Source organism: Buttiauxella ferragutiae (assembly GCF_022637515.1).
GTDB lineage: Bacteria > Pseudomonadota > Gammaproteobacteria > Enterobacterales > Enterobacteriaceae > Buttiauxella > Buttiauxella ferragutiae.
The window spans coordinates 539,626-556,039 of record NZ_CP093332.1 but is presented as its reverse complement, the minus strand read 5'-3'; the positions used below and the strand labels follow the sequence as shown (position 1 = coordinate 556,039).

Here is a 16,414-nt window from a genome sequence, read left to right as displayed (position 1 = left end):
TAGAATGGAGAGATCATGACACCGCATGTGATGAAAAGAGACGGGTGCAAAGTGCCTTTCACTTCAGAGCGCATTAAAGAAGCTATTCTTCGTGCAGCTAAAGCAGCGGGAGTCGATGACGCAGACTATTGCGCCACCGTCGCAGATATTGTTCGTGCGCAAATGGAAGGCCGCACTCAGGTTGATATCGGTGAAATCCAGACTGCCGTGGAAAATCAGCTAATGGCTGGTGACTACAAGCAACTGGCGCGTGCTTATATCGAATATCGTCATGACCGTGATATTGAGCGCGAAAAACGTGGCCGCTTAAACCAGGAGATCCGCGGTCTGGTTGAACAAACTAACTCCGCCTTGCTCAACGAAAATGCGAATAAAGACAGCAAGGTTATCCCGACACAGCGCGACCTGTTAGCTGGGATCGTGGCTAAACACTACGCCTCACAGCATTTGTTACCGCGTGATGTGGTACTGGCCCACGAGCGTGGCGATATTCACTATCACGATCTGGATTACTCCCCGTTCTTCCCGATGTTTAACTGCATGCTTATCGATCTCAAAGGCATGCTGACGCACGGCTTTAAGATGGGTAATGCGGAAATCGAGCCACCAAAATCCATCTCTACCGCCACAGCAGTGACTGCGCAAATTATTGCTCAGGTTGCCAGCCATATTTACGGCGGCACCACGATTAACCGTATTGACGAAGTGCTGGCGCCATTTGTCACCGCAAGCTTTGAAAAACACCGTGAAACCGCCGAAGAATGGCAGATCCCGGATGCCGAAGGTTATGCGCTTTCCCGTACTGAGAAAGAGTGTTATGACGCCTTCCAGTCCCTGGAATATGAAGTGAATACGCTGCATACAGCCAATGGTCAGACGCCGTTTGTCACCTTTGGTTTTGGCCTGGGAACTAGTTGGGAATCACGTCTGATTCAGAAATCTATTCTGCGTAATCGCATCGCAGGTCTGGGCAAAAACCGCAAAACGGCGGTGTTCCCGAAACTGGTATTTGCTATCAAAGAGGGTCTGAACCACAAGGCTGGCGATGCAAACTATGACATTAAACAGTTGGCTCTGGAGTGCGCCAGCAAGCGCATGTACCCGGATATCCTGAACTATGACCAGGTCGTGAAAGTGACCGGCTCGTTCAAAACACCAATGGGCTGCCGTAGTTTCCTTAGCGTATATGAAGAGAACGGCGAACAGATTCACGATGGCCGTAATAACATCGGCGTGATCAGCCTGAACTTGCCGCGTATTGCGCTGGAAGCAAAAGGCGATGAAGCCACGTTCTGGACGCTGCTCGAAAGCCGCCTGGAGCTGGCTTTTAAAGCCCTGATGACGCGTATCGCACGGCTGGAAGGAGTGAAAGCTCGCGTTGCGCCAATCCTGTATATGGAAGGGGCTTGCGGTGTGCGCCTGAAAGCCGACGACGACGTTTCTGAGATTTTCAAAAATGGCCGTGCGTCGATTTCCCTGGGTTACATCGGCATCCACGAAACGGTGAATGCGCTGTTTGGTAATCAGCACGTTTACGACAGCGAAGAACTGCGTGCGAAAGCCGTGGCAATTGTTGAGCGTCTGCGCCAGGCAACTGACACATGGAAAGAAGAAACCGGCTACGGTTTCAGCCTTTACAGCACGCCAAGTGAAAACCTGTGCGACCGCTTCTGCCGTCTTGATACCGCTGAGTTTGGCGTGGTTGCTGGCGTGACGGATAAAGGTTACTACACCAACAGCTTCCACTTAGATGTTGAGAAGAAAGTTAACCCTTACGACAAAATCGACTTTGAAGCAGCGTATCCACCTGTGGCAAACGGCGGTTTCATCTGTTACGGCGAATACCCAAATATTCAGCACAATTTGCAAGCGCTGGAAGATGTCTGGGATTACAGCTACCAACACGTTCCGTATTACGGCACCAACACCCCCATCGATGAATGCTACGAGTGTGGTTTTACCGGTGAGTTTGAATGCACCAGCAAAGGCTTCACCTGCCCGAAATGTGGTAACCACGACGCCGCTCGCGTCTCGGTAACGCGCCGCGTTTGCGGTTACCTCGGCAGCCCGGATGCTCGCCCGTTTAACGCCGGCAAGCAAGAAGAAGTGAAGCGCCGCGTGAAGCACCTCGGCAACGGGCAGATCGGCTAAGTGAACATGCACCAGTATTACCCGGTCGACATCGTCAACGGGCCGGGTACCCGCTGCACACTGTTTGTTTCAGGCTGCGTGCATGAGTGCGCAGGCTGTTATAACAAAAGCACATGGCGGGTGAATTCCGGTGTGCCGTTCACGCAGGAGATGGAAGACAGGATTATTACCGATCTGAACGACACGCGTATCCGCCGTCAGGGGTTGTCGCTTTCGGGCGGCGATCCGCTTCATCCGCAAAACATCGCGGATGTGCTGAAACTGGTGCAACGAGTGAAAACGGAATGTCCCGGCAAAGATATCTGGATGTGGACGGGCTATAGGCTTGAAGAATTAACCGAAGCTCAACGTGAAGTTGTTGATTTAATCAATGTGCTGATCGACGGTAAATTTGTTCAGGATCTCAAAGACCCGTCGCTTGTCTGGCGCGGCAGCAGCAACCAGGTTGTGCATCATTTACGATAAAGCCCCTCGTAGGTCGGATAAGCGCAGCGTCATCCGGCACCACTGATGCAAATGGTGGATGACGCTAAAACGCTTATCCACCCTACAAAAACACGTTAATCACCCTTTGCCAGCAATCTGAGGTCATGTGAATCCAGAATGTTCACGCCTTCGCGAGAGGGAGCCAGCGCTTCTCGCAACATCGTCTTTGCCACATCCCGCGCTTCAATGGATTTCCATTTCCCCGGCATGATTTTAAACAACGGCGCCAACAGCGATTCATTAAAGCGTTGTGATTCACGATGCCCAAGCAGCATAGACGGGCGAGCAATGGTTAAACGTGGCCAGTTCTGCGCGATAAGCGCCTCTTCCATTTCCCCTTTCACCCGGTTGTAGAAGAACGGAGATTTGCTGTTTGCACCGATAGCGCTGACCACCAGCATATGTTTTGCCCCCAGACGCAAGCCGGTTATCGCGGTATCCACCACTAGCGTGTAATCCGCTAATACAAAAGCCTCTTTGCTACCCGCTTCTTTCATAGTGGTACCGAGACAACAAAAGACCGTATCAAGCGGCTCGGTTAATTGTGTGAGTGCGTCACTCAACTGAGGATCGTAGGGATTGGTGACGTTGTTCATCGCAGGCAAGGGACGCCTTGTCGCCACAATGATGTGGCTGACTTGCGGCGCATTGATCAACATGCGTAATAGATGTCCACCAATGAGACCTGTGGCCCCTGTTAGCAAAACCCGGCTCATAAGTTCTCCTTTCGCTTATTCACCAAGCTTAGTTTCATCCCGCAGCCAGTGTAGTTTTTTTCCAAAACCGAGCGTGTTGTCGGTCATTTTTATTTCATCAAGCCGAAGTTCCCATACCGGTGCAGACATCATTCGGGCAACCGGGAAGCGCTTACAGTAACGGCTGCGGATACTGTCCACTTCGCCTTCTTCTACTAATTTGATTTCACCTCGGAACTGCACACCACGAATTAATGCGACAGTTTTCGGCTGCCCATTGACGGTTCCGGCGACATGGGCCTGCTGGCCAATTAACTCACCGTGACGGGTATGGGATTCACTGAGCAGATAAAAAGCCACCCGTTGTTCATCAAAGAGGTAGAACGCATTCGCGCACCATAAATCGCCGTGACTACCTGCGCAGTAAGTCAGTACATGCTGTTTGTTCAGCCAACGACTGATGGCATTGAGAGTTTCCATGTGTAACCTGAAGAGTGATATTCTGCGGGAAATGTCAATTATGCGCCTGACCTATGTCTCCCTGGTATCTCTATTTAGTCCGCACTCTCGATAACCGTTTATATACGGGCATTACCACTAATGTGGAGCGCCGTTTCTCACAGCATCAAACAGGGAAAGGGGCGAAAGCGCTGCGCGGGAAAGGCGAACTTACACTGGCATTCAGCCATTTGGTGGGCGATCGTTCCAGTGCGTTACGCCTGGAATATCGCATCAAACAACTACCGAAAGCGAGCAAAGAGATGTTGGTAAAGGGGATACTGCCTTTTGAAGACCTGCTGGCAGATCTTCAAAAGGCTCCGGAAATTAAAACTCCCGGTTGAAATGCTCGTGGTATTCCACCAGTCCTGAAACACCAGTCAGCGCATCGTCAGCTAACGGATGGATCAGGAAATAAGCTTCGGTGTCTGGCCAGGCACAGCGTAAGCCGTATTGAGCGGCAGGAACAAAACCAAAGCGGCTGTAGAGTTCCGGCTCACCTAAAGTCACAACGGCTGCGTAACCAAACTCATTGAGCGAATCCAGTCCTTCGTAAACCAGTTGCTTCGCCAGGCCCTGCCCACGGTAAGCTTCATCAACGGCAAGCGGCGCAAGCCCCACCCATTGCAGCTCTTCACCTTCTACGGCGACAGGACTGAAAGCGGCGTAACCCACAACCTGACCTTCGTCATCAGTGGCAACAACGCCAAGCGTTAGCAGGCCGTCTTCTCGTAAATCTTTGACCAAATCGGCTTCACCATCACCTTTAAAAGAACGGCGAAGTAAGGCGTCGATGCCCGGAGCATCAATGGGTATTTCTACACGAATTAGCATGGCTCACCTACCGAGTTACTTTCTGGAGCAGACTGATATTTCATACCTGCTTCGACAAAATCAGCCAGTTGTAGCAGCAGCATGCGTAATGGTTTAGGCATCGCATCCAGCTCAATGGCATCCATTAGGTTTTTAACATATAGCCCAAGTTCAGTGTCGCCTTCAATGACCAAACGGCGCTGGAAAAACAAGGTATCCGGATCTTGCTTGCGGGCTGCGATCATCAACAGATCGTTGGCGGTTGCACTGAAGCTGACATCTGCTGGGGCATCTTCACGCACTACCAGTTTATTATCTTGTACCGAAGTAAACCACTTCAGATCGAGGTCGCGTACTTCAATACTTAACCAGCGTCCCTCAAGAAATTCTAGCTCACCCTCTTCCATCGCCTGACGAAACTGCCAGCCAAGTACCTGCTCTAGCACCTGGCGCTTTAGAGCAAAGGGCGTGAGTTTAACCGGTGTTCTTAACAGTGACGGGCCAAGATGGACCAGGCGTGAACGCAATTTATCCAACACGAGCTTTACTCCTTGAGAAATTTATCCGCTATTTTGCCACACCAACTATTCTCCGTAGCGGTGCAAATCAACAATTACGCGGGTTATCAAGACGACTTATAGGTCACATCAATAAGCGATCAATACGCCATTAGCTGCCTTAAATCAAAATTTGTCGCTGTCGGGTTAACTAAAATCCCAGTTCGTTAACAATTTTGCGGCCCTTGCCTTGGGCTGCACGGGTCACCTCTGAGGTTTCCCGATGATTCAGGATAAATTATGGAGTTGCTTTGCCCAGCCGGAAACTTACCGGCGTTGAAAGCGGCCATCGATAATGGTGCCGACGCGGTTTACATTGGTCTTAAAGATGATACCAACGCACGCCATTTTGCTGGACTGAATTTCACGGAGAAGAAACTGCAAGAAGCGGTAAGTTACGTGCATCAACATCGCCGTAAGCTCCATATCGCTATCAATACGTTCGCGCACCCTGACGGCTACGTGCGCTGGCAACGAGCAGTGGATATGGCAGCGCAACTCGGAGCCGATGCCCTCATTTTGGCTGACCTCGCTATGCTTGAATACGCGGCTGAGCGTTATCCGCATATCGAACGCCATGTTTCAGTACAAGCTTCCGCCACCAACGAAGAAGCGATTCGTTTTTATCATCGTCATTTCGACGTGGCTCGTGTCGTTCTGCCGCGTGTGTTATCCATTCATCAGGTAAAGCAGTTAGCCCGCGTGACACCGGTGCCACTGGAGGTTTTCGCTTTCGGTAGCCTGTGCATCATGGCGGAAGGTCGCTGTTATCTTTCTTCTTATCTGACTGGCGAGTCGCCAAATACGGTGGGCGCATGCTCTCCTGCGCGCTTTGTTCGTTGGCAACAAACGCCACAAGGTCTGGAATCACGCCTCAATGATGTGTTGATTGACCGTTACCAGGATGGCGAAAACGCCGGTTACCCGACGCTTTGTAAAGGGCGCTATCTGGTTGATGATCAGAAATATCACGCGCTAGAAGAGCCAACCAGCCTGAACACGCTTGAGCTGCTGCCTGAATTACTCGCCGCAAATATTGCATCCGTGAAAATCGAAGGTCGCCAACGTAGCCCGGCGTATGTCAGCCAGGTCGCTAAAGTGTGGCGTCAGGCAATCGACCGCTGCATGGCCGATCCTGAAAATTACCGTGCACAACCGGCATGGATGGAAGCATTAGGGGCGATGGCCGAAGGCACACAAACCACTCTCGGTGCCTATCACCGTAAATGGCAGTAGGAAATCCCATGAAATATTCATTAGGGCCAGTGTTGTATTATTGGCCAAAAGAGACGCTGGAAAAATTTTACCAGGCTGCGGCAAAAAGCAGTGCTGAAACTATTTATCTTGGTGAGTCGGTATGCAGCAAACGTCGTGCTACAAAAACGGGTGAATGGCTGGATATGGCGAAAAGCCTGGCAAGCCAGGGCAAGCAAGTGGTGCTCTCTACTTTGGCACTGGTTCAAGCTCCGTCTGAGTTGAACGAGCTAAAACGCTATGTTGAGAATGGCGAGTTCCTGATTGAAGCCAATGACCTTGGTGCCGTGAACATGGCGGCAGAACGCAAGCTGCCATTTGTCGCCGGGCATGCGCTTAACTGTTACAACGCAGTGACGCTACGCTTGCTGCTCAAACAAGGCATGGTTCGCTGGTGTATGCCCGTTGAGCTGTCGCGAGATTGGCTGAAAAACATGTTGATTCAGTGCGATGAGTTGGGCATCCGCAACAAGTTTGAAGTTGAAGTCCTCAGTTACGGGCACTTGCCACTGGCCTACTCTGCCCGTTGTTTTACCGCTCGTTCAGAAGACAAACCGAAAGATGAATGCGAAACCTGCTGCATTAAATATCCTGTCGGGCGCAACATGCTTTCACAGGAAAATCAGCAAGTGTTTGTGCTTAACGGCATTCAAACCATGAGCGGTTATGTTTACAACCTCGGTAACGAACTGGCATCAATGAAAGGCCTGGTCGACATGGTGCGTTTATCGCCAATGGGCATGGATACCCTGCGCGTGCTGGAAGCATTCCGAAAAAATGAGAACGGCAATGCGCCTTTAACTCTGGCACAGCAAAGCGATTGTAATGGCTACTGGCGGCGCGTCGCAGGCTTAGAGTTAGTCACTCAGAGCTGAGAAAAGGCTCACTTTGTTACTTAAATGTTGATGATTTTCAGCAATACTGAAGAGATTATCAGCAAACGTAGTACCCAAACAAAGTGAGCCGTTATGCCTGACATCACAAAAGTCCCGTTCTCTTTACTCGATCTAGCCCCTATTCCACAAGGCTCCGAGCCTCGTGACGCATTTCATCGTTCTCTGGATTTAGCGCGCCTGGCCGAAAAACGTGGCTATCACCGCTACTGGCTGGCTGAACACCACAATATGACTGGGATTGCCAGTGCGGCAACGTCGGTACTGATTGGTTATCTGGCGGCGAATACCGAAACATTACGCCTGGGTTCCGGTGGCGTGATGCTGCCGAACCATTCACCTTTAGTGATTGCCGAACAATTTGGTACGCTGGAAACTCTTTATCCTGGGCGTATTGACTTGGGTTTAGGCCGCGCACCTGGTAGCGATCAACGAACCATGATGGCGCTGCGCCGCCATATGAGTGGTGATATCGATAACTTCCCGCGCGATGTCAGTGAGTTGGTCTCCTGGTTTGATGCAACCGATCCCAATCCAGCGGTGCGCCCGGTTCCGGGTTACAACGCTAAAATTCCGGTCTGGTTGTTAGGCTCCAGCTTGTACAGCGCCCAACTCGCGGCACAACTTGGGCTGCCATTTGCCTTTGCTTCGCACTTTGCGCCAGATATGTTGTTCCAGGCTCTGCAACTTTATCGCGCCCAGTTCAAACCCTCTGCTCGTCTTGAAAAACCGTATGCGATGGTATGTATTAATATCGTCGCCGCCGACAGTAACCGCGATGCCGAATTCCTGTTTACATCGATGCAGCAGGCCTTCGTTAAATTACGCCGTGGCGAAACCGGCCAGCTGCCACCACCGATTGAAAGCATGGATAGTTTCTGGAGTCCGGCAGAGAAGTATGGTGTGCAGCAAGCGCTGAGCATGTCACTGGTGGGTGATAAAGCGAAAGTGCGCCATGGGTTGATTTCGTTACTACGAGAAACCCAGGCCGATGAGATTATGGTTAACGGTCAGATTTTTGATACCGAAGCGCGGTTACATTCATTTGATTTGGCAATGGATGTGCATGAGAGCCTGACGGACTAACCTTCCCCTCACCCCGGCCCTCTCCCAAAGGGCTGTCTCTTATACACAACTCACCCGGGCATTTTGTCAGGGTGAGACCTGTAAGCCTCGTTGATTTTCCGTTCACCTGTGCGTTCTGTTATCTCTTTAATTCCCGAAAACGGTAAACGTATCAAGGGGTTAACGCCAACCCCTTGATAATCCAGGCGCCCGGCAAATCAATCGCCGCTAAAGCGGTAAACACCGTTTTTCACCCAACATTCGGGGTCGTTCGCGATTCGTTCCCGACGATCGCTCTCTCACGTGGCTCCCGGCCACGTGACCCCGACTGAAGGGTAAAAAACGGCGCGATTGAAGCCGGGGACAAGGTCAAAACCGCTCTGGCTTTTGACTTTGAATTTCGGGTCCGGCTTAAATCGCCTCCATTTTGACTCCAGGTGGCAGGGTCCAGCCGTCGGGAACGGCTGGAGGGCGCGATCGTCGGGAACGAATCGCAACCGACCCTGACACGGAGGCAAAATGGAGGTTTACCGCTTGCGGCGATTTATTTGCCGGGAGTCCGGGTTCTTAGGGTGACGACGGTGGTCACCCTAAGACGTTCACCAGTTCAGTGGCTATATGAAACACTGAACATCGGGTGAACGGAACTGCCTCCCGTCTCACAAAGATGTGACTAAGAGACAGCCCAAAGGGAGAGGGAGAAACCAATCAATCCCCTCGCCCTCAGGAAGAGGGTGAAGATCGAGAATTCAATGATAAACCGGCAGTAGATCGAAACTTGAAAGAATATGAATCGCGGCGTTAGTTACGCCAAAGACAAGAACCAGCACGATCATTTTGTTCCCGCCCCATACCCGATATATTGGGCTGCCGAATTTCTTACGTGAAGCTTTAGCCAACAGCGCCGGAACGATTGCTGCCCAGATAGTGGCTGCCAGCCCCGCAAAACCAATCGCGTAGATAAACCCGTCAGGCCAGATAAATCCCCCCAACATTGGCGGAATAAATGTCACCAACGCGGTTTTCAGGCGACCAACAGGTGAGTCATCGAACTTAAATAAATCGGCCAGATAATCGAATAAACCCAACGTCACGCCCAGGAACGAACTGGCAACGGCGAAATTGGAGAACACAATCAGCAATAAATCCAGTGCGCGGCTGTTCAGTACGCCACTCAACGCGCTGACCAACACATCAATATTCCCGCCTTTATCTGCAATGGCGATAAAGTCGTTGCGCGGAATATTTCCCATACTGCCAACCAACCAAATGATATACAGCCCCAGCGCCATCAGTGTTCCCCAGACCAGGCAACGCTTGATGGTTTGGGGATCTTTACCGTAATACTTCATCAGGCTCGGTACATTGCCGTGGTAACCAAATGAGGCGAGGCAAAATGGCAGCGTCATAAACAGATACGGTAAATAGCTTGGGTTGACTGCTTTGCTATCAAGAAGTGTTGCGGGTTCGACATGCCACATCAGGCCGCCAAACGTCATAAAAAAGGTCAGGATTTTGGCACCGAGCACAATCGTCGTCATGCGGCTAACTGCGCGCGTACTCAACCAGACAATAAACGCCACTACCAGGGCAAAGATTAGCCCGGCAAATCTCGCGGGGAAATCGACGGACATTTTTCCCAGCGTGTGATGAATCACTGAGCCGCTTGCCGAGATATAGGCGTAGGTCAGGATATACAGCACAAATGCGATGGACAGACCGTTAATCAGATTCCAGCCTTTGCCCAGTAAGTCTTTGGTGACGGTGTCAAAACTTGAACCCACACGGTAATTCAGGTTCGCTTCCAGAATCATCAAACCAGAGTGCAACATACAAAACCACGTCACAATCAGTGCCGCTAAAGACCAGAAAAACCACGCGCCTGACATCACCACCGGCAGGGAAAACATTCCGGCACCAATAATGGTGCCGCCAATAATCATGACTCCGCCGAAAATAGACGGCGATACCTGGGTGGTCGATAAGGTTGCCATACGAATTCCTGAAACATTGAACGGCTGTCGAAGCGACAGGTTTACTGCGCAACATTGTACCAGTACATGAGTACAATTTGGATAAAAAAAATCCCGGTTGCATTAACCAGGATTTTTATCACTGCCTGCTGATTAACAGCAGGCATAAACTTCTGTCAATTATGCTTCTGTGGTACGACGACGAGCAGGAGCTGCACCGTCTTCACGACGTGGGCCACGACCGCCTTCGCGACGTTCGCCGCTGAAGCTACGTGGTGCGCCAGCACCTGGACCGTCACGACGTGGACCACGACCGCCTTCACGACGCTCACCACCACCACCGAAGCTACGGCCTGCGCCTGCACCAGCACCGCCGCCACGACGTTCACCGCCACGGTCAGTACGTGGCTGTGCATCACCCATCAACTGCATATTCATTGGTTTGTTCAGAATACGAGTGCGGGTAAAGTGCTGCAGGATCTCACCTGGCATGCCTTTTGGCAGCTCGATGGTTGAGTGGGTACCGAACAGCTTGATGTTACCAATGTAACGGCTGCTGATATCGCCTTCGTTAGCGATAGCGCCAACGATATGACGAACTTCAACACCATCATCACGGCCAACTTCGATGCGATACAGTTCCATATCGCCAACGTCACGACGTTCACGACGTGGTGCATCGCCATCACGCTGTGGACGATCTGAACGCTCTGGACGGTCACCGCGTGGTGCACGATCACCACGGTCACCACGTGGAGCACGGTCTGAACGTTCGAAACGCTCATCACGTTCACGGAATTCACGACGTGGACGCATTGGTGCATCTGGTGGCAGGATCAGAGGACGTTCGCCCTGTGCCATTTTCAGCAACGCTGCTGCCAGTGTTTCCATATCCAGCGCTTCTTCTGATTCAGCAGAAGGTTGGATTTTCGCCAGCAGGCCACGGTACAGATCCAGATCGCTGCTTTCCAGTTGCTGCTGAACTTTAGCGGCAAACTTAGCCAGGCGACGCTCGCTCAGCAGTTCACGGTTTGGCAGTTCAACTTCAGGAATAGTCAGCTTCATGGTGCGTTCGATGTTGCGCAGCAGACGACGCTCGCGGTTCTCAACGAACAGCAGCGCACGGCCAGCACGACCTGCACGACCAGTACGGCCGATACGGTGAACGTAAGACTCTGAGTCCATCGGGATGTCATAGTTAACAACCAGGCTGATACGCTCAACGTCCAGGCCACGAGCCGCAACGTCGGTTGCAATCAGGATGTCCAGACGACCGTCTTTCAGACGCTCCAGGGTTTGCTCACGCAGTGCCTGGTTCATGTCACCGTTCAGTGCTGCGCTGTTATAGCCGCTTTGTTCCAGTGCTTCAGCCACTTCCAGAGTCGCGTTTTTGGTACGTACGAAAATGATCGCCGCATCAAAATCTTCAGATTCCAGGAAGCGAACCAGCGCTTCATTTTTACGCATACCGTGCACAGTCCAGTAGCTCTGGCTGATGTCCGGGCGAGTCGTTACGCTAGATTGAATGCGAACTTCCTGCGGATCTTTCATGAAGCGACGAGTAATACGACGAATTGCTTCTGGCATAGTTGCAGAGAACAGAGCGGTCTGATGACCTTCTGGGATCTGCGCCATGATGGTTTCAACGTCTTCGATGAAGCCCATACGCAACATTTCATCAGCTTCGTCCAGTACCAGACCTTTCAGGTTGGACAGATTCAGCGTACCGCGTTTTAAGTGGTCAAGCAGACGACCTGGGGTACCAACAACAATTTGTGGTCCCTGACGCAGGGCGCGCAGCTGCACGTCATAACGCTGGCCACCGTAAAGGGCTACCACGTTTACGCCGTGCATATGTTTAGAGAAATCCGTCATGGCTTCAGCAACCTGAACCGCCAGTTCGCGGGTCGGTGCCAGCACCAGGATTTGTGGTGCTTTCAGCTCTGGATCAAGGTTGTGCAGCAGCGGTAAAGAGAACGCTGCAGTTTTGCCGCTACCCGTCTGGGCCATACCCAGTACATCGCGGCCAGCCAGCAGCTGTGGAATACACTCTGCCTGGATTGGAGATGGTTTTTCGTAACCCAGATCGTTCAGGGCTTTAAGGATGGAGTCGTTAAGACCCAGATCAGAAAAAGTAGTTTCGATAGTAGTAGTCTCGATGATGTCAGTCATGTAGTACACGTGCCTCGTAGATGGCGGCCAGTCTACATAACTCATCGTGAAATTGACCTGCAATTTTCATTGAAAAGTGTGAACCGGCTCAAATTTGGTTGATTAACGAACAAAAACGCCCTCACCCGTTAAGGTGATGACTTTAATAAAAAAGTTTATGGGCTGATCGATGTTCGTCAGCTATTGCTGGTCCGATTCTGCCAGGTCATCTTGCTCCTGGCCCAAGAGCGCTAATTCCAACAATGCATAACGATGCTCAACGTAGTTGTGTACGTTGTTAGCGACCGCTAACTTGAACAGTGCCGTGGCGCTGTCCTTTTCCCCCAGACTTAGGTAGTACTTACCTAAATAGAAGTTGGTTTCACTGAGATGCTCAGCGAGCGAGGTGTTATCCGTTGCGTCCGCCTTGAGGCGTTCCATTAACGTTGCTTCGTTAATGTTCCCCAGGTAGAACTCGACAATGTTCCATCCCCATTGCTCTTTATCCGATTTATCGAGGCGCTGTTGTAACGCCACTTTAGCCTGCTTTGCATCTAAGTTGCTTTCAGCAAGGTAGAGCCACAGACTACGGAAAGGATCATTGGGATCGTCTTGATAAAACGCCAGCAGATCATCTTGCGCTAAACGATAACGACCACCGTAGTAGAGGGCGATACCGCGATTTAAATGCGCGTAGTTGTAAGTTGGATCAAGCTCAAGTACAGAATCAAACGCTTCATAGGCAGCATCAAAATTGCCTGCCTGCGTTAAATATATGCCTAAGTAATTGAATACTTCAGGCATATCGGGGCGGATTGCCAACGCTTGTGAAAAATCATTTCGCGCCAGAGCCCGCAAGCCGAGGCTATCATACAACACTCCGCGCTCATATAAAAGCTGTGCGCGTTCATCATCGGTTAAAGCCCGGCTGGCAAGTATCTGTTCCATGCGTGCAAGAATCACTTCTTGCTGCAAAGTCGGCTGCAATGGTACCGCCAGGACTTCACTTTTACGCCAGGCAGAGTTGCTGCATCCTGCCAGCGTGATAGCTGTCGCAACGAAACACCAGCGCAAAAAAGGCTTCATTTCCCACTCCCGAAGACAACTAATGGATGACGTCCTGTCCACCGGCTCTAAAACGAGACTCCCTGCCCCGTAATAAATAGCTCTCCATGTCGCCATGGAGAGCTTTATCGGTATCGCTTACTCAGCTTCTGGTGCAGCAGGTGCAGCGTTTTCCGCTGGAGACTGCTCAGTTGCTTCTTTGATGCTCAGACGTACACGGCCCTGGCGATCAACTTCCAGTACTTTAACTGGAACTTCTTGACCCATTTGCAGGTAGTCAGTCACTTTCTCTACACGCTTGTCAGCGATTTGAGAAATGTGTACCAGACCTTCTTTACCGCCGCCAATCGCAACAAATGCACCGAAGTCTACGATACGAGTGACTTTACCGTTGTAGATACGACCTACTTCGATTTCAGCAGTGATCTCTTCGATACGACGAATTGCGAATTTCGCTTTATCGCCATCGGTCGCAGCGATTTTCACTGTACCGTCATCTTCGATTTCAATAGTAGTACCGGTTTCTTCGGTCAGCGCACGAATCACAGAACCACCCTTACCGATCACATCTTTGATCTTGTCTGGGTTGATTTTGATAGTGTGAATACGTGGAGCGAACTCAGAGATGTCGCCACGCGGTGCATTGATAGCTTGCTCCATTACGCCAAGGATATGCAGACGCGCACCTTTAGCCTGGTTCAGAGCCACCTGCATGATTTCGCGGGTGATACCTTCAATTTTGATATCCATCTGCAGCGCAGAGATACCTTCACGGCTACCAGCAACTTTAAAGTCCATGTCACCCAGGTGGTCTTCGTCACCCAGAATGTCAGACAGAACCACAAAGTTCTCGCCTTCTTTAACCAGACCCATCGCAATACCGGCTACAGCGGCCTTGATTGGCACACCTGCATCCATCAGTGCCAGAGAAGCACCACATACGGAAGCCATGGAAGAAGAACCGTTAGATTCGGTAATTTCAGACACTACACGCACAGTGTACGGGAAGCGGTCAGCTTCTGGCATAACAGCCAGTACGCCACGCTTAGCCAGACGACCGTGACCAATCTCACGACGCTTCGGTGAACCGACCATGCCGGTTTCGCCTACGGAGTACGGAGGGAAGTTATAGTGGAACAGGAAGTTGTCGGTACGTTCGCCCATCAACTCATCCAGGTTCTGTGCATCACGAGCAGTACCCAGAGTTGCTGTAACCAGCGCCTGAGTTTCACCACGGGTGAACAGTGCAGAACCGTGAGTACGTGGCAGAACGCCAGTACGCACATCCAGACCACGGATCATGTCTTTTTCGCGACCATCGATACGCAGTTCACCAGCCAGAATACGGCTACGAACAACATTTTTCTCGATAGCGTGCAGAATATCGCTAACTTCGCCAGCATCAATTGAATCGTCTTCAGCTGACAGTGCAGCGATAACGTCAGATTTGATAACGTCGACTTGTGCGTAACGCTCTTGCTTATCAGTAATACGGTAAGCATCGCTCAGGCGGGATTCAGCAAGTGCCGCAACGCGCGCATTCAGCGCTTCGTTAACAGCTTCTGGCTGCCAGTCCCAACGTGGTTTGCCAGCTTCAGCAACCAGAGAGTTGATGTTCTGGATAACAACCTGCTGTTGTTCGTGGCCAAAGACTACCGCGCCCAGCATCTGGTCTTCGCTCAGCAGTTCAGCTTCGGACTCAACCATCAGCACAGCGCCTTCGGTACCGGCAACAACCAGATCCAGCTTGCTGGTTTTCAGTTCGTCAGCAGTTGGGTTCAGCACGTACTGGTCATTGATGTAGCCCACGCGAGCAGAACCAATTGGACCATTGAATGGAATACCAGACAGGCTCAGAGCGGCAGAAGCACCGATCATTGCAACGATGTCAGGGTGAACTTGCGGGTTCACGGAAACGACGGTTGCGATAACCTGTACTTCGTTAACGAAGCCTTCCGGGAACAGCGGACGCACTGGGCGGTCAATCAGACGCGCGATCAGTGTTTCGCCTTCACTTGGGCGGCCTTCACGACGGAAGAAGCTGCCTGGGATACGGCCAGCAGCGTAAGTACGCTCCTGATAGTTAACAGTCAGTGGGAAGAAGTCTTGACCTGCTTTCGCTTTTTTCTGACCAACAACAGTCACGAATACAGCAGTGTCGTCCATGCTTACCATTACTGCAGCGGTAGCCTGGCGAGCCATCATACCGGTCTCTAAAGTGACCGTATGTTGACCGTATTGGAATTTACGGACAATCGGATTTAGCAAAATAATATCCTTAATAATCTTTGGAAGCAGGTGATTGCACTTGCTTCGTTTAACCCGATCTAAATCGCATCCTCGCGACTAATGACAACCCTGACCCGCCCCTGCGGATAAAGCCTCTCATTAGCCGCGCGAACCTCTGCAATAAAGATCACACCCTGCAACAATACATTAGTTTCCATAGAATTGCTGCCATATGGTTGAAAAAAGGGGCCTTAAAAGGCCCCTTTTTCTGAAACTCGCAAGACTTAGCGACGCAGACCCAGACGCTCGATCAGGCTGGTGTAACGTGCTACATCTTTACGCTTCAGGTAGTCGAGCAGTTTACGACGCTGAGAAACCATACGCAGCAGACCACGACGGCTGTGGTGATCTTTTTTGTGTTCTGCAAAGTGACCTTGCAGGTGGTTAATCTGTGCAGTCAGCAGTGCAACCTGAACTTCGGTAGAACCGCTGTCGTTAGTACCACGACCAAACTCAGAAACGATTTTAGCTTTAGCTTCAACGCTTAGAGACATTTTAAACTCCAAAATTATAGATAAAAAGAT

General features: G+C 51.1%; 16 protein-coding genes. 6 read left to right on the top strand and 10 right to left on the bottom strand.

The features are described 5' to 3' along the window. The first annotated feature begins 15 nt into the window (after positions 1-15). Together nrdD and nrdG are read left to right on the top strand one after the other, a co-directional pair. On the top strand, positions 16-2,151 hold the full coding sequence (gene nrdD / locus MNO13_RS02625; RefSeq protein WP_241939492.1) for an anaerobic ribonucleoside-triphosphate reductase: 2,136 nt from the start codon (positions 16-18) through the stop codon (positions 2,149-2,151). Further along, a complete protein-coding gene (gene nrdG, locus MNO13_RS02620; protein WP_241939491.1) occupies positions 2,152-2,616 on the top strand; it encodes an anaerobic ribonucleoside-triphosphate reductase-activating protein in 465 nt (154 codons plus the stop codon). Positions 2,617-2,711: 95 nt separating this feature from the next. Here nrdG and MNO13_RS02615 read toward each other — a convergent pair whose 3' ends face one another. Beyond that, complete coding sequence (locus MNO13_RS02615) at positions 2,712-3,353, bottom strand: NAD(P)H-binding protein (protein ID WP_241939490.1); 642 nt, start codon at positions 3,351-3,353, stop codon at positions 2,712-2,714. A gap of 15 nt (positions 3,354-3,368) precedes the next feature. Continuing rightward, complete coding sequence (locus MNO13_RS02610) at positions 3,369-3,812, bottom strand: YhbP family protein (RefSeq protein WP_121814820.1); 444 nt, start codon at positions 3,810-3,812, stop codon at positions 3,369-3,371. Between the two features lie 53 nt (positions 3,813-3,865). On the opposite strand from MNO13_RS02610, the gene MNO13_RS02605 reads away from it, so the two are divergent. After that, positions 3,866-4,174: a GIY-YIG nuclease family protein gene (locus MNO13_RS02605; protein ID WP_232886461.1), complete on the top strand. Its 309-nt coding sequence runs from the start codon at positions 3,866-3,868 to the stop codon at positions 4,172-4,174. Here MNO13_RS02605 and MNO13_RS02600 read toward each other — a convergent pair. Continuing rightward, positions 4,158-4,664 carry a GNAT family N-acetyltransferase gene (locus MNO13_RS02600; protein WP_064543180.1) on the bottom strand — a complete coding sequence of 169 codons (507 nt, stop codon included), beginning with the start codon at positions 4,662-4,664 and terminating at the stop codon, positions 4,158-4,160. The two genes, MNO13_RS02605 and MNO13_RS02600, sit on opposite strands and share 17 nt — an antisense overlap. Further along, positions 4,658-5,182, bottom strand: coding sequence for a ubiquinone anaerobic biosynthesis accessory factor UbiT (gene ubiT / locus MNO13_RS02595; protein ID WP_064543178.1), 525 nt, complete (start codon positions 5,180-5,182; stop codon positions 4,658-4,660). The genes MNO13_RS02600 and ubiT overlap by 7 nt, the downstream gene beginning before the upstream one ends. 258 nt (positions 5,183-5,440) lie before the next feature. Between ubiT and ubiU the strand changes: the two genes are divergently transcribed. The 3 genes from ubiU to MNO13_RS02580 all read left to right on the top strand — a co-directional run bounded on the left by ubiU (position 5,441) and on the right by MNO13_RS02580 (position 8,433). Further along, positions 5,441-6,436: a ubiquinone anaerobic biosynthesis protein UbiU gene (gene ubiU / locus MNO13_RS02590; RefSeq protein ID WP_064543176.1), complete on the top strand. Its 996-nt coding sequence runs from the start codon at positions 5,441-5,443 to the stop codon at positions 6,434-6,436. An 8-nt stretch (positions 6,437-6,444) separates the two neighbouring features. Further along, positions 6,445-7,329, top strand: a complete 885-nt coding sequence (locus MNO13_RS02585; RefSeq protein WP_121814819.1) for a U32 family peptidase — start codon at positions 6,445-6,447, stop codon at positions 7,327-7,329. A 93-nt stretch (positions 7,330-7,422) separates the two neighbouring features. Next, positions 7,423-8,433 (top strand): luciferase-like monooxygenase, encoded by a 1,011-nt coding sequence (locus MNO13_RS02580; protein WP_237931852.1) that lies wholly within the window; start codon positions 7,423-7,425, stop codon positions 8,431-8,433. A gap of 728 nt (positions 8,434-9,161) precedes the next feature. On the opposite strand, the gene mtr is transcribed toward MNO13_RS02580, so the two are convergent. The 6 genes from mtr to rpsO all read right to left on the bottom strand — a co-directional run bounded on the left by mtr (position 9,162) and on the right by rpsO (position 16,384). After that, on the bottom strand, positions 9,162-10,406 hold the full coding sequence (gene mtr / locus MNO13_RS02575) for a tryptophan permease (protein ID WP_133522278.1): 1,245 nt from the start codon (positions 10,404-10,406) through the stop codon (positions 9,162-9,164). Between the two features lie 159 nt (positions 10,407-10,565). Next, positions 10,566-12,557 (bottom strand): DEAD/DEAH family ATP-dependent RNA helicase, encoded by a 1,992-nt coding sequence (locus tag MNO13_RS02570; protein WP_064543165.1) that lies wholly within the window; start codon positions 12,555-12,557, stop codon positions 10,566-10,568. Then, the gene (yrbN, locus tag MNO13_RS02565) at positions 12,550-12,627 is read right to left on the bottom strand and encodes a protein YrbN (protein ID WP_110510645.1); all 78 of its coding nucleotides are present in this window, start codon (positions 12,625-12,627) and stop codon (positions 12,550-12,552) included. Before yrbN ends, MNO13_RS02570 begins: the two co-directional genes overlap by 8 nt. Before the next feature lie 110 nt (positions 12,628-12,737). After that, positions 12,738-13,622: a lipoprotein NlpI gene (gene nlpI / locus MNO13_RS02560; protein WP_064543163.1), complete on the bottom strand. Its 885-nt coding sequence runs from the start codon at positions 13,620-13,622 to the stop codon at positions 12,738-12,740. Positions 13,623-13,739: 117 nt separating this feature from the next. Beyond that, positions 13,740-15,869, bottom strand: a complete 2,130-nt coding sequence (gene pnp / locus MNO13_RS02555) for a polyribonucleotide nucleotidyltransferase (protein WP_064543161.1) — start codon at positions 15,867-15,869, stop codon at positions 13,740-13,742. A 245-nt stretch (positions 15,870-16,114) separates the two neighbouring features. Further along, positions 16,115-16,384, bottom strand: a complete 270-nt coding sequence (gene rpsO, locus MNO13_RS02550; protein WP_002434239.1) for a 30S ribosomal protein S15 — start codon at positions 16,382-16,384, stop codon at positions 16,115-16,117. Positions 16,385-16,414: the final 30 nt, after the last annotated feature.